This is a genomic window from Candidatus Accumulibacter sp. ACC007 (assembly GCF_907163205.1).
GTDB lineage: Bacteria > Pseudomonadota > Gammaproteobacteria > Burkholderiales > Rhodocyclaceae > Accumulibacter > Accumulibacter regalis.
This window is the reverse complement of record NZ_CAJQUD010000001.1, coordinates 1,091,077-1,112,043: the sequence shown is the minus strand read 5'-3', so window position 1 is coordinate 1,112,043 and position 20,967 is coordinate 1,091,077. Positions and strand designations below refer to the sequence as shown.

General features: G+C 64.4%; 12 protein-coding genes and 1 pseudogene. 10 read left to right on the top strand and 3 right to left on the bottom strand.

Annotated features, from left to right (window positions below; genetic code table 11):
* Positions 1–243: 243 nt before the first annotated feature.
* Positions 244–840: a chemotaxis protein CheB gene (locus QZ634_RS04690; protein ID WP_291988009.1), complete on the top strand. Its 597-nt coding sequence runs from the start codon at positions 244–246 to the stop codon at positions 838–840.
* Between the two features lie 206 nt (positions 841–1,046).
* Here the strand turns inward: QZ634_RS04690 and QZ634_RS04685 are convergent, their stop codons facing one another.
* From QZ634_RS04685 to QZ634_RS04675, 3 genes are read right to left on the bottom strand one after another with little or no spacing between them, the layout of a single operon-like run.
* Complete coding sequence (locus QZ634_RS04685) at positions 1,047–2,042, bottom strand: tyrosine-type recombinase/integrase (RefSeq protein ID WP_291986004.1); 996 nt, start codon at positions 2,040–2,042, stop codon at positions 1,047–1,049.
* Positions 2,039–2,986 carry a tyrosine-type recombinase/integrase gene (locus QZ634_RS04680; protein ID WP_291986002.1) on the bottom strand — a complete coding sequence of 316 codons (948 nt, stop codon included), beginning with the start codon at positions 2,984–2,986 and terminating at the stop codon, positions 2,039–2,041. Before QZ634_RS04680 ends, QZ634_RS04685 begins: the two co-directional genes overlap by 4 nt.
* Entirely contained in the window at positions 2,983–4,218 is a 1,236-nt protein-coding gene (locus tag QZ634_RS04675; protein ID WP_291986000.1) for a tyrosine-type recombinase/integrase, read from the bottom strand. Before QZ634_RS04675 ends, QZ634_RS04680 begins: the two co-directional genes overlap by 4 nt.
* A gap of 177 nt (positions 4,219–4,395) precedes the next feature.
* Here QZ634_RS04675 and QZ634_RS04670 point away from each other — a divergent pair, with 177 nt between their 5' ends.
* The 9 genes and pseudogenes from QZ634_RS04670 to QZ634_RS04630 all read left to right on the top strand — a co-directional run bounded on the left by QZ634_RS04670 (position 4,396) and on the right by QZ634_RS04630 (position 20,839).
* On the top strand, positions 4,396–6,723 hold the full coding sequence (locus tag QZ634_RS04670; RefSeq protein WP_291985998.1) for a phosphoketolase: 2,328 nt from the start codon (positions 4,396–4,398) through the stop codon (positions 6,721–6,723).
* A gap of 7 nt (positions 6,724–6,730) precedes the next feature.
* Positions 6,731–6,913 (top strand): hypothetical protein, encoded by a 183-nt coding sequence (locus QZ634_RS04665; protein ID WP_291985996.1) that lies wholly within the window; start codon positions 6,731–6,733, stop codon positions 6,911–6,913.
* 15 nt (positions 6,914–6,928) lie between these two features.
* Positions 6,929–8,290 carry a sodium:proton antiporter gene (locus QZ634_RS04660; protein ID WP_291985994.1) on the top strand — a complete coding sequence of 454 codons (1,362 nt, stop codon included), beginning with the start codon at positions 6,929–6,931 and terminating at the stop codon, positions 8,288–8,290.
* Positions 8,271–8,633: an STAS/SEC14 domain-containing protein gene (locus QZ634_RS04655; RefSeq protein WP_291985992.1), complete on the top strand. Its 363-nt coding sequence runs from the start codon at positions 8,271–8,273 to the stop codon at positions 8,631–8,633. The genes QZ634_RS04660 and QZ634_RS04655 overlap by 20 nt, the downstream gene beginning before the upstream one ends.
* A gap of 395 nt (positions 8,634–9,028) precedes the next feature.
* A pseudogene (locus QZ634_RS04650) lies at positions 9,029–9,229 on the top strand (CsbD family protein); the annotation flags it as partial.
* A gap of 702 nt (positions 9,230–9,931) precedes the next feature.
* Positions 9,932–10,186, top strand: a complete 255-nt coding sequence (locus tag QZ634_RS04645) for a GlsB/YeaQ/YmgE family stress response membrane protein (protein WP_291985990.1) — start codon at positions 9,932–9,934, stop codon at positions 10,184–10,186.
* Between the two features lie 97 nt (positions 10,187–10,283).
* Entirely contained in the window at positions 10,284–10,598 is a 315-nt protein-coding gene (locus tag QZ634_RS04640) for a BON domain-containing protein (protein ID WP_042330203.1), read from the top strand.
* A 158-nt stretch (positions 10,599–10,756) separates the two neighbouring features.
* Entirely contained in the window at positions 10,757–11,950 is a 1,194-nt protein-coding gene (locus QZ634_RS04635; protein ID WP_291985988.1) for an AI-2E family transporter, read from the top strand.
* A gap of 195 nt (positions 11,951–12,145) precedes the next feature.
* Positions 12,146–20,839 carry a glucoamylase family protein gene (locus tag QZ634_RS04630; protein ID WP_291988007.1) on the top strand — a complete coding sequence of 2,898 codons (8,694 nt, stop codon included), beginning with the start codon at positions 12,146–12,148 and terminating at the stop codon, positions 20,837–20,839.
* Positions 20,840–20,967: the final 128 nt, after the last annotated feature.

Sequence of the window (20,967 nt, the reverse complement as noted above, 5' to 3'; positions counted from 1 at the left end):
TGACCACCCTCAAGCCATCGGGCAACCAATGGAAAACAAGGTGACTAGCGAACGCCGGTTCGCGCTGTATGAGAGAGGAACCGCTGCTGCTGGCAGGAAGATGGATTGCATGATGCTGCGATCATCCGCAGCGCCGGGGCGCTCAGGATAGCCGGGCTTGCCGCTCGCGTCCGCAGTCTCGGATCAACTCGCGGAACCCAGGACATGAACGCCGAAAAGCTCACGCCGGAACTGCGCCAGCGAATGAACGCCAAGATTTCCGCCAAAAACTTCCCCGTCGTATGTGTGGGCGGTTCGGCCGGCGGGCTCGACGCTTATACGCGTTTACTGCAGCATCTGCCGGCCGATATGGGTGTCGCCATCGTCATCGTCAATCACCTGAGAACCGTGCCGACCCGCCTGCACGAGATTCTGCCGCGCTTCACCGCAATGCCGGTTGCGCTGATTACGGAAAGATTGGATATCCAGCCCAACCACGTATTCATCATCCCGATGCAGCGCGACTTGCATGTTCTCGACGGAGAGTTCCGACTGAAACCGATCTCCAAGCCGCGCGGATGGCCGGACGTGATCACGGTTTTTCTGCGATCCCTTACCGAGCACTGGGACGGCAAACTGATCGCGGTCATCGTCTCCGGCTTTGACGGCGACGGCGCGGCCGCGCTGTGCGGGATCAAGGAAGTGGGCGGCATTACCATCGCACAGAAGCTCGACACAGCCGCGCAGCCCGATATGCCGCGAAGCGCCATCGCCAGCGGTTGCATCGATTTTGTGCTTTCGCCGGAGGAAATCGCCAAGGAAATCGCCAGAATCGCGCACACGGCGTCACCTGCCCAGTGAAACAGGCGACGTACTGTGACGCCGGAAATGCAGAATTAGTAATGATGATCCATTTTCTCAGCCTGAAGAGAAGGGAGAATTGAAGCATGACGACAAGAACTCTTTCTCCGGAATTATGCCGACTGCCGGATTATGCCGCGTGCGGGTTGCTCACTGACGCCCTTGCGGCGGGGCGCGGATGTCGGTCGCCGAAGTTGTCGGCATAATCACAGGCTCTCGAGGAAGGCGAGCAAGGGGTCGGCGGGTTGGTAGCGCGCCGGCGCAAGGCCACTGGCGGTGGCAGATGCGAGAGCGCGTTGCTTGAGCTGCATGTCGGCATGCAAGTAAATCTGGGTGGTCTCCGGTGATTCGTGGCCGAGCCAGAGGGCGATCACGCTTGTGTCTACGCCGCGCCGGAGCATGTCCATGGCTGCCGAGTGACGTAGCGTGTGCGGTGTCACGGACTTCGTCGCCAGCGAGGGGCAGGCCTGACGCGCGGTAGCCGCATGCCGCGATACGAGTTGCTGCAAGGCGTCGGCGCTCAAACGGCCGCCGCGCAAACTGGGGAAGAGCGGATCATCGGGTTCTGCGTGCTGACGCGATAACCATTCGTTGAGGATCGCAGCGACGTCTGGTCGTAGCGGCGTACAGCGCATCTTCCGGCCTTTGCCGAGGCAACGAACGTGCGCGCCGGTGCCGAGTTCAACGTCCCGGCGGCGAAGCGACGTGAGCTCGCTATTGCGCAAACCGGTCTGAACGGCGATGAGCAGCAACGCCCGGTCCCGTGCGCCGATCCATGTGCCTGGGTCAGGCGCGGCCAGGAGAGCCGCGACCTCTTCCTCGGTGAGAAACGCCACCGAAGCACGCTCATAGCGTTTCACGGGGATCGCAAGAATGCGCTGGCACTGGAGGGAAAGCGCAGGTTCATTGATCGCGACGAAGCGAAAGAAGGCATGCAGTGCGGACAAACGGGCGTTGCGCGTGCGTGCAGAGTTGGCGCGCTCCCGTTCGAGGTGGCGAAGGAACGTCTCCAGGAAAGGAGCGTCGAGGTCTTCCATGCGCAATTCGCAAGGCCCCCGCTTGAGCTGCTGCGAGGCGAAACGCAGCAGCAGGCGGAAGGTGTCGCGGTAACTCGCCACCGTGTGTGCGCTGACCCCTTGCTGCTCGCGCAAGCGGTCAGTGAAGAACCGTTGCAGGAGGCTGGCCGTGCCGGCAGCGTTCATGGCTCGCCCCCGGGAAGCTGCACGCAAGGGTAGTCGCTGGCCAGTTGGAGAAGTTCCGGGACGGCCTCGATATACCAATAGGTAAGGCCGACATCGACGTGACCAAGGTAGGTGGCGAGCTTGGGCAACTCTTGCTTGATGTCCAGCCCCGCCCGATACCATTCGACCAGCCTTCCCGTGGCAAAGCTGTGCCTGAAATCCTGCAGCCGCGGCCCACGACCGATACGCCGACGCTCGGCCTGCGGGCGAAGGCCGAGCGCGCAAGATATCTTGGCAAAGGTACGACGGGCCGCAAAACCGGCTAGGCGAATACCCTTCTCGCTCACGAGAAATGCCTCGCTACGTCGGTGTGAACAGAGCTCGTCCCGTCGTTGTGCATAATGCTCAAGGGCCCCGCGCGTCGAGTCCTCAACTGGAACAAAGCGGGACTTTCCGAACTTCGTCTGTCGGATCGAAAGGATCCCATTGGCGAGATCGACGTCAGAGCGGTCGAGTGCGAGCGCCTCACCGGGCCGCAGGCCGGTCGCGGCGAGAAGCCCAATGAGCGTCGAATAAGTCAGTGCCCGCAATCCTGTGGGCGAAGGCAATTGAGAGGCCTCGGCGATGAGCCGTTCGATTTGCTGGTCGGTATAAATGTGCGGCGCTGTGCGACGCCGACGCGCGTCGAGAATGCGCCGTGGCGGAACCTCGGTTCGCGAATCGACGGCGCTGAGCCAGCCAGCGAATCCTCTCGCCAGGCCAAGACGCCGTGCCCAGGTGGCACGTTGAACCTGTTCCGGTTCGATCGCCCAGCGCAGGGCAAGCTCGGTGGTGATGAACTCAGCGGCCTCGCGTTCGAGGAAATCGACAAAATGGTCGAGTGTCACCGCCGGTTCTCGAAACTTCGTACCGAGGGCGCGGCGCACGGCCACATACTGGATGAGGGCTTCGCGAAGGGCGCTCATCGCGTACCTCCCGTTACCGGCCAGGGTCTGGCGACACCCCGTAGCGCCTCGAAAGACACTTTCGCATAGATCGCGGTACTGTTTGGCGAGCGATGCCGCAGGACCTCGCCGATCTCCGCCATGGACGCGCCGTGGCGAATCATTCGGGTGGCCAGGCTGTGCCGGAACAGGTGCGCAGCGCCACGGCTCGCCGGGCATACCCCGGCACGCCTGAAGGCCAGGCGTACGATATGGTCGATCGCCGCCGGGCCCGCCAGCCCGACACGTGGCGCCAGCAGGCGCACAAAGACGCGGCGCGATGCGCTGGCGCGGGCTTCGCGGAGGTAGCCAGCCAGCGCCTCGCCAACATCGGACAGCAGCGGCAAATGTTCTACCATCCGGCCCTTGCCGTGAACGACGATCTCCCCTGATCGCCAAAGGAGATCGCCGAGTTCCAGCGAGGCGATCTCTCCCGCTCGCAAACCCAGTCGAGCGAGCAAGAGCAGGATCGCGTAGTCACGGCACCCACGCGATGTCGAACGATCGGTAGAGTCGAGAACACGCTCGACTTCTTCGGGGGAGAGCAACGCGGGCAATGAAGACTGGCGCCATGTGCGCACCGGCGGAACCGAAACGGCAAGGTCAACGAGCGTATCGCCACGAAGGAAGAGGAAGTGGCAAAGTGATCGCAGCGCCGTCGCCAGCAGCCGAGAATACTCGGCTGAGCGATCGACGCTACGCGCCAGGAGATAGCGCCGGATCGTCAGCGCGTCGAACGAGCCGGGAGATAAACCGCTACCTCCGGCCATCTGGCTGGCAAGGAAATCACGAACCAGAGGGCCGTACACGCGAAGCGAGTTCTCCGCCAGTCCGCGATCGTGGCGCAAGTAGTCCAGGTACCGCTTATTGAGTTCGTCAGCCGGTGATGCGTCGATCGGTGTCAGGGGCAAAACCACCACGCTCTTGGCACGCAGGTACTCAAGCAGAGGCCGCAAAGCAGCCATTTCAAACTGAACGCGCTCCGCCGGTGTTTCCGACGAGCGTTTCACGAATGCGGCCATGTCGCTGTCACCAAGACGATCCAGGGCGATGCGCTCGCGCTTTGTCCACCGGGTGAAGGCTGTCACTACCGATCGCTTCTTGCGAATCGTCCGTTCCGCGTAGCCCGCGCCGCGAAGGTCTTCCAGAAAAGCTTCAATGTGGGAAGCAGGCAGCCCCAGTGGCATGCCGCCTTCCAATCCATCTGTCGTCATGTGATCTCTCCTTGTCTGGCATCATTGCCAGCCTCAGGAGATCTCACGGATTATGCCGTGTCAGCAACCCAACGAACCTTGCTGCAAGCGCGCCTTAACCCACCTGCGCGGCATAATCCGGCAGTCGGCATAATGAGGTTCATGCCGCGCGCGGCATGACAAACATTATTGCAGCAGATGGATGCCTACTGGCGCGCCGCCAACTATCTGTCGGTCGGCCAGATCTACCTTTTCGACAACCCGCTGCTCAAGCGGCCGCTGGCGCTCACCGATGTAAAGCACATGCTGCTGGGGCACTGGGGCACGACCCCCGGGCAGAATTTCATTTACGTGCATCTGAACCGGGTCATCAAGAAATGCGACCTCGACATGATCTACGTCTCCGGCCCCGGACACGGTGGTCCGGCGGTCGTGGCCAATACCTATCTCGAAGGCACGTACAGCGAGGTCTATCCCGACATCACCCGGGACGAGGCCGGGCTGCAGAAGCTCTTCCTGCAGTTTTCGTTTCCCGGTGGCATTCCCAGCCACGCGTCGCCCGAGTGCCCGGGCTCGATCCACGAGGGTGGCGAGCTGGGCTATTCCCTCAGCCACGCGTTCGGCGCGGTGTTCGACAATCCCGATCTCATCGTCGCCTGCGTTGTCGGCGACGGCGAGGCGGAAACCGGACCCCTGGCCACGGCCTGGCATTCCAACAAGTTTCTCGATCCGGTCACCGACGGCGCGGTGCTGCCGATCCTGCATCTCAACGGCTACAAGATTGCGAATCCGACCCTGCTCGCGCGCATCAGCCGCGATGAACTGGAACAGCTGCTGCGCGGCTATGGCTGGACGCCCTGCTTCGTCGAGGGGCACGAGCCGGCGTTGATGCATGAGGCGATGGCGGCAGCGCTGGACACGGCGGTGGAACAGATCACGACGGTCCAGCAGGACGCACGCACCCGTGGATTTTCCACGCGCCCGCGCTGGCCGATGATCGTCCTCGTGTCGCCCAAAGGCTGGACCGGGCCGAAGGTGGTCGACGGGCTGCAGATCGAAGGCACGTTCCGTGCGCACCAGGTGCCGCTCGCCGCTCCGGCCACCCATCCCGAACACCTCAAACTGTTGGAAGACTGGCTCAAGAGCTACCGGCCGGAGGAACTGTTCGATGCCGATGGCCGTCTGGTGGCTGAGTTGGCGGAACTCGCGCCCAGCGGCACGCGTCGCATGGGTGCGAATCCTCACGCCAATGGCGGCATGCTGCTGCGCGATCTGCGGATGCCGGATTTCCGCGACTACGCGGCTGAAGTGCCCGCACCAGGGGTGCACGGCGTTGGCGACACGCGCGTGCTCGGGCCTTTCCTGCGCGACGTGACAAAGCTGAACGAGGAGCAGCGCAATTTCCGCGTCTTCGGCCCCGACGAGACGCTGTCGAATGGCCTGGGGGCCTTGTTTGAAGTGACCAATCGTCAATGGGACGCGGCAACCGTGCCGAACGACGAATTTCTCGCGGCCAGCGGCCGTGTGCTCGATTCGATGCTCAGCGAACACCAGTGCGAGGGCTGGCTCGAAGGCTACCTTCTCACCGGGCGTCACGGGCTCTTCAACTGCTACGAAGCATTCATCCACATCATCGATTCGATGTTCAACCAGCACGCCAAGTGGCTCAAGGTCACCGCGCAGCTACCGTGGCGGCGGAAAATTGCCTCGTTGAACTACCTGCTGGCATCCCATGTCTGGCGCCAGGATCACAACGGCTTCACTCATCAGGATCCCGGGTTCATAGACCACGTCGTCAACAAGAAGGCGGATGTCGTGCGCGTTTATCTGCCGCCGGATGCCAATTGCCTGTTGTCGGTGATGGACCACTGCCTGAGGAGCCGCCACTACGTCAACGTCGTGGTCGCGGGCAAGCACCCGGCGCCACAGTGGCTGAGCATCGACGCGGCGGTCAAGCACTGCGCCGAAGGCATCGGCATCTGGCAATGGGCCAGCAACGATCAGGGAGTCGCGCCCGACGTGGTCATGGCCTGCTGCGGCGACGTGCCCACGCTGGAGACGCTCGCCGCTGTCTCCATCATGCGCGAGCATCTGCCGGACCTGAAGATCAGGGTGGTCAACGTCGTCGACCTGATGAAGCTGCAGCCGCCGACCGAACACCCGCACGGTCTGGGCGACAAGGATTTCGACGAGATCTTCACCAGCGACAAACCGGTCATCTTCGCTTTCCATGCCTACCCGTCGCTGATCCACCGGCTGACCTACCGCCGCACCAACCACCACAACATCCACGTCCGCGGCTACAAGGAAGAGGGCACGATCACGACGCCTTTCGACATGACCGTGCTCAACGATCTGGACCGCTACCACCTCGTGATGGCCTCCATCGACCGCCTGCCGCAGACCGGGGACAAGGGTCTCTACGTCAAGCAGCGGCTCAAGGACAAGCTGATCGAGCACAAGCAGTACATCGACAAGCACGGCCAGGACATGCCCGAGATCCGTGACTGGCAGTGGCAAGAATGATGAAGTCATGGCACTGCGCCTGATCGAAATGCTGTTGCACGAGAAGGGCGGCGGCCAAGTGAGCGAGCTTCTCGGGGAGCATGAGGTGCTCGACCACCGCGCCGTGAAAGGCACGCGCATCGCCACCGTGCTGTGGGCGACGCTGTTGGCTCCATTGATCGCTCTGCTCCTGCCCTTGCCAAAGAGCTGAATGAACTTCTTTTCCATGGTCAGCACGCTGATCGCGCTCGCCGCCGTATCGAGCTACATCAACTACCGCTATATCAGGCTGCCGACGACAATCGGTGTCATGCTGGTCGCTCTGGTCGCGTCGCTGGCGTTGATCCTTGCCGGTCCTTACGCCAGCGGGTTACGGGAGCAGGCGGCCACCCAGGTCGCGCACATCGACTTCGACCAGGTGGTGCTGCACGGCATGCTGGCGTTCCTGCTGTTCGCCGGCTCGATACATGTGAAGCTCGATGAGCTCAGCCGCGAATGGCCAGCCATTTCTTTGCTCGCCATCGTCGGGACGCTCTCGTCTACCTTCATTGTCGGCGGAGCGGCGTGGGCGGTCCTTGGCTGGCTGGATCTGCCAATTCCGTTGCTGCATGCCCTGTTGTTCGGTGCCCTGATCTCGCCGACGGATCCCATCGCCGTGCTGGGCCTGATGAAGTCCGCTGGCGCACCCCGTCAACTCGAGGTCCAGATGGCGGGCGAGTCCTTGTTCAACGACGGGCTTGGTGTGGTCATCTTTATGGTTCTCCTGCAGCTGGCTGGCCTGGATGGCACACATGGCGCCGCCGCACCCCTGTCGTTCGATATCGGCACGGTCGGCATGCTACTGCTCAAGGAAGTGGGCGGAGCTGTGGTGTTGGCAATGGGGGCCGGAATCGTGACCTACCAGATGCTCAAGCGGGTCGACAATTACCAGGTGGAGGTCCTGCTCACGCTCGCCCTGGCCATGGGGCTCTACGCCCTGGCCGACGCCCTGCATCTGTCCGCGCCAATTGCAGTTGTGGTCGCCGGTCTGTTTGTGGGCAACCGGGGCAGGGCATTCGCCATGTCCGAGAAGACGCGCGAACACGTCGACACCTTCTGGGAGCTTGTCGACGAGATCCTCAACGTCGTTCTCTTTCTCCTGATCGGCCTGGAACTTCTCGTGCTGCCGATCGAACGCGGATGGTTGGTGGCCGGCGCCCTCTCCATAGTGATAGTGCTCTCGGCGCGCTGGCTGAGCGTCGCGGCAATCATCGGACCACTCAGAGGCGTGACAGCGCAGGCGAAAGGAGCGATTGCGGTCCTTACCTGGGGTGGTTTGCGTGGCGGCATCTCGGTGGCCATGGCGCTGTCTCTACCGGCCAACGACTCGCGCAGTCTGATACTGACCCTCACCTACTTCGTGGTCGTGTTCTCGATCCTTGTCCAAGGCCTGACAGTGGGCTGGGTGATCCGGATGGCCGGCAGGTCCAGGGCTGCCGTCAAGCCTGCTCCGGGACTTGCTGGTGCCGTGGATATCAGATCGAAGAGCAGTGGCACGCAACGCGGAAACCTGACGAAAGGAGTTCCCAATGACCATACAACTCAGTGAAGACGACAACGGCAAGCTGCTCACCATTCGCGTCACCGGCAAGCTGATCCAGGACGATTACGCGGAGTTTGTGCCCGCGTTCGAGCGACTCGTCCAGCAGCACGGAAAGCTGCGCGTGTTGTTTGACATGACCGACGTCCACGGCTGGGAGCTCAGTGCGGCGTGGGCGGACAGCAAGTTCGCCATCCACCACTTCGCCGACATCGACCGGCTCGCGATGATGGGGGATAAGGGGTGGCAGCACGGCATGGCGACCTTCTGCAAGCCGTTTACAAAGGCACAGGTCCGTTACTTCGATCACGCTAAGGCAGTCGAGGCGGGAAAATGGCTGGACGAGGCGTAGCGGCCGCGACAACGGCAAGGGGTTCCGGTCATGGAAGCCAAAACTCCGAATCCAGGGCGCCCGAACCGAAACCGGGAGCGAAGGCAGCTTCTGCTGCGCGGGCCGAGCCGGGTTCCCGATAGCCGCGGCCAGCCCATCACGGCCCTCGTCGACGGTGCGCGAGTGCGGCTCTGCGTACGCTAGCGTACAGACTGCGCCGGGTCATGCGCCCAAGCTGCAGTCACATCTGGCGTTTCCTGGTAATCCGTCCACTGGTGAACGTGGTCGGTGCATCGACTCCTCCACTTCCTCCGTCTGTCGCCATGTGCGGAGCGTTGGTGGCGAAAAACCGGCGGCAACAAAGGATGTCCGATTGGCAATTCCGCCGTTGGGGTTACGAACACAAGGAGCTTGAAATGAACTGGGATATCGTCGCAGGGAACTGGAAGCAGTTCAAGGGCAAGGTAAAAGCGCAGTGGGGCAAGCTCACCGACGAGCAACTGACGGTGATTGCCGGCAAGCGGGCCGAACTCTCGGGCAGGATTCAGGAGGTCTACGGCTTCACCAGGGACAAGGCCGATACGCAGATCAAACGCTTCGAAAAACGCAACAGGGACTACCAACCTGTGATTGCCGGCAAGCGGGCCGAGCTCTCGGACAAGATCCAGGAGATCTACGGCATCACCCAGGAAAAAGCCGACGCGCAGATCAGACGCTTCGAAAAGCGCAACAAGGACTACCAATTGTCGGATTACCCACTGCCGAACGCCTCCTGATCCGATTGCAGCAATGCGCAGCTCGGCGCCGCGCACTGCGTCAGGATCGCCGAGGCGGGGGCTTTCGTAAAGGACCCACATCATGACCAGCTATAGACGCTTCATCGGTGTCATGCCGCCGCCTCCGCTCAGGGGCGCTGCGACGCCTCCTGCGGGCTTCGCCCCGCTTATCGTCGACGCGCCGCGCAGAGAAGCGAAAAGGCGGCACGAGGCAGCTGCCGTCGACTGTACAGCGGAAGGCGGCCGGGCGTGACATCACCCCGCCGCGCGCAGGGATGGCCTCCCGCACTGACTAATGTGCGCCACCGTACAGACCAATTTGTGCATTTTGAATACGCTGCTTCTGAGCATTCGACCCAGTGGTTGAGCCGCGCAGCAGCAGGTTCGCGTGTCGGTTGGGGAAACGCCTTCACGGCGGGCGTCATGCGGTCGCACGGCTGATAAGCGCGCGAGCGGGTGGGGCGATGTGGCAGCGATGGTTGGGCCCTGCCGCGTGATCCTGCAAATGCCGAGGCCCGAAAGCTGCAGATACAGGAGGCAATCATGTCCTTAGTCGCATGGATCGTACTTGGGCTCATCGCCGGGTTCATCGCCAGCAAGATGGTGAGTGGCACCGGGCAGGGTGCCGTCATGGACATCGTGCTCGGTGTTGTCGGCGCAGTCATCGGCGGCTGGCTCTTCAATACCTTCGGGATGGCCGGTGTAAGCGGATTCAATCTTTACAGCCTGCTGGTGGCCGTCGTCGGCGCAAGCGTGCTGTTGCTGGTGTACCACGCGGTTTCGCGCGGCCTTCGCTAGGCCGAAAGTCCGAGCGAAGGTCAGTGTCGATGCGCGGCGTATCGATAGAGCGCCGGAATCTGGAAGTTCAGTTCAACCTCAATCAGGAGAATCAATCATGAAACAACTTGGCAAGTATCTTTCCGCACTGTTCCTGGCGGTAACGCTGGTCTCTGCCGTGGGTTGCGCGTCAACCTCGAAGCAGGAGGGGACCGGCGAGTATGTGGACGACAGCGTCATCACCACCAAGGTCAAGGCCGCCATATTCAACGAGCCCAGCCTGAAATCCGCCGAGATCAACGTCGAGACCTTCAAGGGCGCGGTTCAACTGAGCGGTTTCGTGAGTTCGCAGGCGGCGATCAGCAAGGCGGTTGCGGTGACACGCACCGTCGGTGGCGTCACCTCCGTCAAGAACGACATGCGGGTCAAGTGAGCGATGGCAAGATGACCATTCGCGGCCACCGCCGGAGCCTGCAATCCGGTGGTGGCTGCGAAGCGCCTGCCGCGATCGAAAGAACTCGCGCAGCCAAGCCGATGCGTGAATAGCGTGCGGTCAGCCGCCAATCACCCGCAGCAGCCGGCGAAATAGCGATGCCTTTGCGCGTCCCTGCCCAGCGACCCTCCGAGAGTCGCGATGCCCAGCCCCCGGTCGGCGAGACCGCGGCGGCGTTCGACGTGCCGCCCACGGTTCGTATCAGGCCGGGCACGCAAACCGTGTCGCTGGCCGTCCTCGCCACCATAGGCGTGGTCTTCGCACTGGAATGGGCACAGCTCTTTGTCATCACCCTGCTGCTGGGACTCCTTTTCGCCTACACGCTGAATCCTCTGGTCGTCTGGCTGGAACAGATCAGAATACCGCGCGCGCTGGGTAGCACCGTGGTGATGGCGGGGGTCGTATGTGCGCTCACCCTGGGCGCCTACTCGCTGCGTGGGCAGTTTCAGACCATCCTCGATCAGGTACCCGGGGGCGTGAGCAAGGTGTCGGCCGGTCTCGCCAGTGTTCACAAGGGCGAGACCAGTACCATGCAGAAGGTGCAAACCGCTGCCAGCGAGATCGAAAAGGCGACCAGCCAGGCGGCAGGTATTGACTCAACGCCCAGACGGCCGGCAACCCGCGTCGTCATCGACACTCCCGGCTTCAAACTCGGCGACTTCCTGTTGGCCAACTCGGTCGGAGCCGTGGGTTTGATTGGCCAGGCGGCGATGGTGCTCTTCCTGACTTTCTTTCTCTTGCTGTCCGGCGACACCTACAAGAGGAAGCTGGTGCGACTCGCGGGTCCGACGCTTGCGAACAGGAAGATCACCGTGCGCATCCTCGATGACATCAACGCATCGGTCCAGCGCTACATGTCCATGCTCCTGGCAACCAACGTGCTGGTGGCGCTGCTTACCTGGCTCGCACTGCGTCTGATCGGCCTCGAGAACGCTGGCGCCTGGGCCGTCGCCGCAGGCCTGCTGCATGTCATTCCCTACTTCGGTCCTGCGGTGACCGCCGCCGCCATCGGCATGGCCGCCTTCATGCAGTTCGATACCCTGTCGATGGCGCTGCTGCCCGCAGGTGCTTCGCTGGCGGTCGCCACCTTCGTCGGAACCTTCGTGACTACCTGGATGACCGGCCGGATCGCTAGGATGAACACGGCAGCGGTATTCGTCTCGCTGCTTTTCTGGGCGTGGCTGTGGGGCATCTGGGGAATGCTGCTGAGCATCCCGATCACGGTCATCCTTAAAGTGGTGGCTCAGCATGTGGAGCAACTAGAGCCGGTGGCGGAACTGCTGGGGGAGTAGGCGGCACACATTCCTCGCCGTGCCGCCCTGCCTGGCGATTTCGTTTTCAGAAAAGGATCCCTTCAATTGAACGTCGACAGCAAGCGCAGCCGCTATATTCGGTCCCTGAAAGCCCCGCTTCGCCGTGACGGGGGGCCAAGGGCCTTACCCGACGCAGAACCCCCGTTGCGCTCCGAGTTGTACAGCGCCGATCAAATGGCGCTGCACGGCGAGGCGCTCGCGGCCGCGCACAGGCTGATTGCCGGGCAGGCACCGGACCGGCTCCTGGCTCGGCTGGCAGAGAACGAAAGCACCCTGGTCGACGTGTGCGAACTGCTGACGACGGCGGCCACGGAGAGCCGCCGGATGATGCCGGCCGGGGAATGGCTGCTCGATAATTTCTATCTCATCGAAGAGCAGATCCGCACCGCCAAGCGGCACCTGCCAGAGGGCTACAGCCGCGAACTCCCGCGCCTGGCGCACGGGCCGTCGGCCGGTCGTCCGCGGGTGTACGACATCGCGCTGGAGACCATTGCGCACGGCGATGGTCGCGTGGATATTGACAGTTTGAGCGGCTTCGTGGCGTCCTACCAGGGCATCAGCCCGATGAAGCTGGGCGAGTTGTGGGCGATCCCGATCATGCTGCGGCTGGCAGTCATCGAGAATCTGCGTCGCGTCGGCGTGCGCATCGCAGCCGGTTGGGCCGAGCGAAACCTCGCCGCGACCTGGGCGGAGCGGATGGCGGAGACCGCAGTCAGCGATCCAAAGAGCCTGATCCTCGTGATCGCCGACATGGCATGCTCGGATCCGCCGATGGTCGGCGGCTTCGTCGCGGAACTCGCACGGCGCTTGCAGGGACGCGGTCCCACGCTGGCACTGCCCTTGACCTGGATCGAGCAGCGGCTGTCGGAATCGGGTCTGACCATCGAGCACCTCGTGCAAGCGGAGAACCAGCAGCAGGCCGCCGATCAGGTCTCGATCAGCAACAGCATCGGCAGTCTGCGGGTTCTCGGCGCGACGGACTGGCGCACATTCGTCGAGAGCCAGAGTGTCGTCGAGAACACGCTGCGAGAGGATCCGGGCGCTACCTATGGCCGGATGGATTTTGCCACCCGCGATCGCTATCGCCATGCCATCGAGAGGATAGCGAAGCAGGGGGCCCTATCCGAGGTCGAGGTCGCCCGCAAGGCGGTCGACCTGGCGCGCATGGGTGCAGTGGCGAGCGATGCTGGCAGCGGCGCTGGCGATCGTGCCGGGCACGTCGGCTACTACCTGATCGACAAGGGTTTGCCGCAACTCGAGCGCGCAGCGCAGGTCCGCCGTACCGGCGCCGAGGCCTTGTGCGCGACGGCAGGCCGCTTCCCATTGCTCGCGTACCTGGGCGGCATCGCTCTGATCACGGCGATCGTCGCGGCAGGCTTGCTGGCCCAGGCGTTTGCCGCCGGGGCGCCTGACTGGCTGCTGGTGCCGATCGGCATCGTCTCTCTGCTGGCTGCCAGTCAACTGGGCGTAGCGCTGGTGAACTGGCTGGCAACGCTGCTCGTGGCGCCGCACCCCCTGCCCAGAATGGATTTCAGCGAAGGCATCCCGGCCCACGCACGCACCCTGGTCGTCGTCCCGACGATGCTTACCAGCGCGTCCGGAGTGGAGGAGCTGATCGAGGCGCTGGAAGTCAGGTTTCTGGCGAATCGCGATGAACGCCTGCACTTCGGCCTGTTGACCGATTTCCGCGACGCTGGCGAGGAATCGCTCCCCGAGGACGCATCGCTGCTGGAACTGGCGCGCAAGAGGATCGGCGAGCTGAACGAGAAGTACGGCGCTGATGGGAGCCGCATCAGGGATGACCTCTTCTTCCTCTTCCATCGCCCGCGGCGCTGGAACGCCGAGGACCGGTTGTGGATGGGTTACGAGCGCAAGCGCGGCAAGCTCGCCGACCTGAATGCGCTGCTGCGCGGTGGCGCCAGGGACGGCTTTGCGCTCGTCGTCGGGGATAGCGCGGTCCTCTCGTCCGTTAAATACGTGATAACGCTGGACACCGATACGCAACTGCCGCGCGATGCGGCGCGCAAATTCGTCGGCACCATGGCGCACCCGCTGAATCGCCCCGGCTACGATGCCGCGAAACGGCGCGTCAGCGCGGGCTACGGCATCCTGCAGCCGCGCGTGGCGATCGGCCTCCCGGCGACCAACCGCTCGCGCTATGCGCGCCTGTATGGGGGCGAGCCGGGCATCGACCCCTATACGCGCGCGGTCTCGGATGTCTACCAGGACGTGTTCGGAGAAGGATCGTTCATCGGCAAGGGAATCTACGACGTCGATGCCTTCGAGCAGGCAGTTGGCGGGCGCTTCCCGGAAAATCGCGTTCTTAGCCACGATCTTCTCGAAGGGTGCTACGCCCGCGCGGGACTGTTGAGCGATGTGCACCTCTACGAGGATTACCCGACCCGCTACAGCGCTGATGTGAGCCGGCGCACCCGCTGGATCCGTGGCGACTGGCAACTGGCGGGATGGCTACGCCGGCGCGTTCCAGGCGCGCCTGTCGGGGAAGACAACACGCGGCAGAGGAATCCCCTCTCGCTGCTGTCGCAGTGGAAGCTCTTCGACAACCTGCGGCGAAGTCTCGTCCCCGCGGCGTTGACGCTGCTCCTTCTGGCGGGATGGACGCTGCTGGCGCCGGCCTGGTTGTGGACCCTGGCGGCGATCGGCATCATGCTGCTTCCGCCCCTGTGCGCCGCTCTCCTCGACGTCTTTCGCAAGCCCGAGGAGGCGCTCGTGAGGCAGCACCTGGCAAGCATCACGCGCTCGGCCTACCGGCACTCCATGCAACTGGTGTTCGAACTCGCCTGTCTGCCGTACGAGGCGTACTTCAGTCTGCAGGCGATCGCCCGCACGGTCTGGCGGATGCTCGCGACGCGCTCGCGATTGCTCGAATGGAATCCGTCCGGGGAGGCGGATCGCGAGGCGGGCGAGCGCGACCGCGGTACGCTCGCAGCCACTTTTCGGACGATGTGGTTGGCCCCGGCCATGGCTGCCGTGACGGCGATCCACCTGGCGGCAGCGAGGCCGGCGGTGCTGGCGGTGGCCGGGCCGATCCTCCTCCTGTGGTTTGCGTCGCCGCTCATTGCCTGGTGGGTCAGCCGTCCGCTGGCGCCGCGCAAGGCGACCCTGAGCGGCGAGCAGACGCTCTTTCTGCGCGCGCTGTCGCGCCGCACCTGGGCGTTCTTCGACCACTTCGTCGGCGCGGACGACCATTGGCTGCCGCCGGACAATGTTCAGGAGTATCGCGTTGCCGCGGTGGCGCATCGCACGTCGCCGACCAACATCGGGCTGGCGCTGCTGGCGAATCTTTCCGCCTACGACTTCGGCTACATCGTAGCCGGACAGGTCATCGAGCGCACGGCGAACACCCTGAACACGATGGACGCGCTGGAACGACACCGCGGGCACTTCTACAACTGGTACGACACGCAGACGCTGCAGCCGCTGCTGCCCCTGTATATCTCGACGGTGGACAGCGGCAACCTTGCCGGCCACTTGCTCACCCTGCGCGCCGGTCTGCTCGCCCTTGCCGACGACAGGATACTGCCGGCACAGCTGTTCGCAGGCCTGGGCGACACGCTGCGGATTTTTCTCGACGCGGCGGGCGAAGCTGGCGTCGAGCAGGCGAAGGCATTTCGGAACGAACTGGAATCCGCGTCGGCTGCCCCTCCGGAGAGCCTCACGGCGGCGCATGCATGCCTCGCGCGTCTGGCGACCAGCGCCGCCGAACTGGCCACCCAGGTGGCGAAAAGTCCGCATGGCGGGGAGGTCACGACGCCCGGGCAGGAAGGAAAAGGTCGCGACGAGGGGTGGGCGCAGGCGCTTGCGCGTCAATGCCGCGAGGCGCTCGACGAGCTTTGCTTCCTCGCTCCGCGGCAAGGTCTGGCGTCGGCTGCGGGTGCGCAGGAGGGGCTCGCCGCTGGCGCTGCCATACCGACGCTGCGCGAACTGGCCATGGCCGGTAGTGACCGGGCCGGCGACAGGATGGCCGCGATCGAGCGTTTGGCACTGCAATGCCTGCAACTCGCACGCATGGAGTATGACTTCCTGTACGACAGGCTGCGCCATCTCTTGAGCATTGGCTACAACGTCGCAGAGCGGCGCGTCGACGCGGGCTACTACGATCTGCTGGCCTCGGAAGCGAGGTTGTGCAACTTCGTGGCCATTGCGCAGGGGCAACTGCCGCAGGAGAGCTGGTTCGCCCTCGGGCGCCTGCTCACCGGCGGCGACGGAGAACCGGTTCTGCTCTCCTGGAGCGGTTCGATGTTCGAGTACCTGATGCCGCTACTGGTGATGCCGACCTACGACAATACGCTCCTCGACCAGACCTGCAAGGCGGCCGTGGCCAGGCAGATCGAGTATGGGCAGCTGCGTGGCGTGCCTTGGGGCATGTCGGAATCGGGCTATAACACCGTCGACGTGCATCTCAACTACCAGTACCGCGCCTTCGGCGTACCCGGCCTGGGACTCAAGCGCGGACTGGCCGACGACCTGGTCATTGCGCCCTACGCCTCGGCCCTGGCGCTGATGGTGGCGCCCGAGCAGGCGTGCCTCAATCTGCAGCGCCTGGCGGCCGAGGGCTTCATCGGCAAGTTCGGCTTCTTCGAAGCCATCGACTACACGCCTGCACGGCAGCGACGCGGGCAAGCGCACGTCGTGGTGCGCTCGCACATGGCCCATCACCAGGGCATGAGCCTGCTCGCGCTGGCGTATCTGGTGCTCGAGCGTCCGATGCAGCGGCGATTCGAATCGGAGCCGCTGTTCCAGGCGATCATGCTGCTGCTCCAGGAGCGCATTCCCCGGACGACGGCCCTGTTTACGCACACCGCCCAACTCTCGGCGGTGCGCTCGCCGTCGCTGGCGGCGGAAACGCCGATCCGGGTGTTCGGCAACCCCGACACCGCGGTCCCGGAGGTGCAGTTGTTGTCCAACGGCCGCTATCACGTGATGGTCACCCATGCCGGCGGCGGCTACAGCCGCTGGAAGGATCTCGCCGTCACGCGCTGGCGCGAAGATCCCAGTTGCGATCACTGGGGCACCGTCTGCTACGTTCGCGATGCGCAGAGTGCTGCTTTCTGGTCAACCGCGTATCAGCCGACGGACAAGCGGCCGGAGCACTACGAAGCGATCTTTTCCGAGGGGCGGGCCGAATTTCGCCGCCGTGATTCCGTTGCTTCCGTGGCTGCCGGCGATGGCGCGGACGACGGCCAATTCGAAACGCACACCGAGATCATCGTCTCGCCGGAGGATGACATCGAGTTGCGCAGGGTGCGCATCACCAACCGCTCGCGACAACGCCGGGCAATCGACGTGACCAGTTATGCGGAAGTGGTGATCGCGCCGCCGGCCGCGGACGTCCTGCATCCGGCCTTCAGCAATCTGTTCGTGCAGACCGAGATCCTGCGCGAATGCTGCGCGATCCTGTGCACCCGCCGGCCCCGCTCGCTCGGCGAGCAGGCGCCCTGGATGTTCCATCTGATGACGGCGCACGGGGCCGGTATCGGCGAGATGTCCTACGAGACCGATCGCCTGCGCTTTATCGGCCGGGGGAGAGGTTCTGCTGCGCCCCTGGCGATGAGCGACCCCGCGGCCCTTTCCGGCAGCGCTGGTTCGGTGCTCGATCCAATCGTCGCCATCCGCTGTTCGCTGGTCCTCGATCCCGAGCAAACGGTGACCATCGACATGGTTTCAGGCATCGGCAGCTCGCGCGACATGGCCTTGAGCCTGATCGAGAAATACCAGGACCGGCACCTCTCCGACCGCGTCTTCGATCTGACCTGGACGCACAGCCAGGTGGTGCTGCGGCAGCTCAACGCCAGCGAGGCCGATGCGCAGCTCTACGCGCGCCTGGCCAGTTCCGTCATCTACGCCAACGCTTCGCTGCGCGCGGACGCGGCCTTGCTGAGCACGAATCGCCGCGGGCAGTCGGGGCTGTGGGGTTACGGCATCTCCGGCGATCTGCCGATCGTGCTGCTGCAGATCGGCGATGCCGCCAATATCGATCTCGTGCGCCAGCTGGTACAGGCACACGCCTACTGGCGCCTGAAGGGACTGGCGGTGGACCTGGTAATCTGGAACGAGGATCACGCCGGCTATCGGCAGCGATTGCAGGAACAGATCATGGGATTCATCGCCTCGGGCATCGAAGCGAGCGTCATCGACCGGCCGGGCGGCATCTTCGTAAGGTCTGCGGAGCACATCGCCAGCGAAGATCGCGTCCTGCTCCAGTCGGTGGCGCGTGCGGTCATCTCGGACGGCCGGGGAACGCTGGCCGAACAGCTCGATTATCGTCGCCTCGCCGCGCCGCGCGTGCCCCGGCTGGTGGCAAGGCGAGCCCAGCGCAGCGAGGACCGGCGGCTCGCCGCGCCGCGCGTGCCCCGGCTGCTGGCAAGGCGAGCCCAGCGCAGCGAGGACCGGCCCGACACGCCCGGCGCCAGCGAGACGCCGCGCGGCGATCTGATCCTGTTCAACGGGCTGGGAGGATTCACCCCGGATGGGCGGGAATATGTGATCAGCCTGGCGCCCGGCCAGGTGACGCCGGCGCCGTGGGTCAACGTCCTGGCCAATCCAAACTTCGGGAGCGTCGTCTCGGAGAACGGCGTCGGCTACACCTGGAGCGAGAACGCGCACGAATTCCGTCTCACTCCGTGGCACAACGACCCGGTGTGCGACGCCAGCGGCGAAGCTCTCTACCTGCGCGATGAAGAGAGCGGCCAGTTCTGGTCGCCGACGCCGTTGCCCGTGCGCGCAGCGGCGCCCTATGTGAGCCGGCACGGATTCGGCTACAGCGTCTTCGAACACTGCTCCGGCGGCATTCGCTCCGAACTGTGGGTCTATGTGGCCATCGATGCCGCCGTCAAGTTCTCGGTGCTGAAAGTGCGCAACGAATCGGGCCGGCCGCGCAAGCTCTCCGCGACCGGCTATGTCGAGTGGGTGTTGGGAGATGTGCCCGCGAAAACGGCCATGCATGTCGTTACCGAGATCGATCCGCGCAGCGGCGCCCTGTTCGCCAGAAATCCCTACAGCGCGGAATTTGCCGATCGCCTTGCCTTCTTCGACGTCGATGACCTAAGGCGCAACCTGAGCGGCGACCGTACGGAATTCCTCGGCCGCAACGGCACGCTGAGAAATCCGTCCGGCATGCGACGCTCGCACCTGTCCGGCAGGGTGGGCGCCGGCCTGGATCCTTGCGGCGCGATCCAGGTCGGCCTCGAACTGGCCGACGGGGAGGCGCGCGAAATCGTCTTCCGGCTTGGCGTCGGGCGCAACGCCGATGACGCCGGCAGGCTTGTGCAGCGCTTCCGCGGCCCATCGGCCGCGCGCAGCGCACTCGAAGCGGTGTGGCAGTACTGGAAGCACACGCTCGGCGCGGTGCAGGTGGAAACACCTGACCCATCGGTGAATGTCCTGACCAACGGCTGGCTGATGTACCAGACGCTGGCCTGCCGCCTCTGGGCGCGCAGCGGCTACTACCAATCCGGCGGCGCCTTCGGCTTCCGCGACCAGTTGCAGGATGTGATGGCGCTCATCCACGTCGAGCCCGGGCTGGTCCGCGAGCACCTGCTGCTCTGTGCCAGCCGTCAGTTCCAGGAGGGAGATGTCCAGCACTGGTGGCATCCACCGTCGGGCCGCGGCGTGCGCACGCATTGTTCGGACGACTACCTGTGGCTGCCGCTGGCGGTGTGCCGCTACGTGAGCAGCAGCGCGGACACCGGGGTGCTCGATGAACAGGTGCACTTCCTCGAAGGCCGCCCGGTAAACCCGGGCGACGATTCCTACTACGACCTGCCCGGGCGCTCTACCGAGGCGGCCAGCCTCTACGAGCACTGCGTGCGCGCCATCGGCCACGGCCTGCGCTTCGGCGAGCACGGCCTGCCGCTGATCGGCTCGGGCGACTGGAACGACGGCATGAATCTGGTGGGGATCGGCGGCAAGGGCGAGAGCGTCTGGCTCGGCTTCTTCCTGTGTGAAGTTCTCGGGCAGTTCAGCGCCCTGGCGCGGGCGAAGGGCGACCTGGCCTTCGCCGAGCGCTGCACGGCGGAGGGCGCGCGGCTGCGCCAGAATCTCGAACGCCATGGCTGGGACGGCGAGTGGTACCGTCGCGGCTACTTCGACGACGGCACGCCGCTCGGCTCGGCAAGCAACGCCGAATGCCAGCTGGATTCGATCTCGCAGAGCTGGTCGGTGCTCTCCGGGGCGGGCGACGCGCTGCGCTCGCGGATGGCCATGCGGGCGGTGGACGAGCGCCTCGTGCGCCGCGAGCACGCGCTCATCCAGCTCCTCGATCCGCCCTTCGACAAGTCGAATCTCGACCCTGGCTACATTCGCGGCTACGTACCGGGCGTGCGCGAGAACGGCGGGCAATACACGCACGGTGCGATCTGGGCAGCGATGGCATTTGCCGCCCTGGGCGACGCTCGGCGGGCATGGGAACTGACGGCGATGATCAACCCGGTGAATCATGCCACCTCGGCGCAAGCCGTCGCCATCTACAAGGTCGAGCCCTACGTCATGGCTGCCGACGTCTATGCGCTCGCCCCGCACACCGGGCGCGGCGGATGGAGCTGGTACTCCGGCTCGGCCGGCTGGATGTATCGGCTGATCGTCGAATCCCTTCTCGGCCTCGGGCTGGAGGGGGACCGGCTGAATCTCGCGCCGTGCCTGCCCGCGAACTGGCCGTCATTCAAGATCCACTACCGCTACAGGGAAACCGTTTATCACATTGCCGTCTCCCAGGAGGGCATTGACGAGCACGGTGCGCACGGGTCGATGAGCGTCACGGTTGACGGCGAAGAACGAAACGACCGGAAAATTCCGCTCGTCGACGACCATCGCGAACACCTCGTCGAGGTGGTCTTGCGTGCCGAGTGAAGCGTGCTCCCGGCGTGCGCGCCTGCGCAGCAGGCGCAGCCTCGACGAGCGCTTGCCGGCTTTTCCGACGCCACGGCCCGGGCGCCTGGCGAGCGGGTGGGACGGCCCGAGTACAGGTTCGCGGGGTG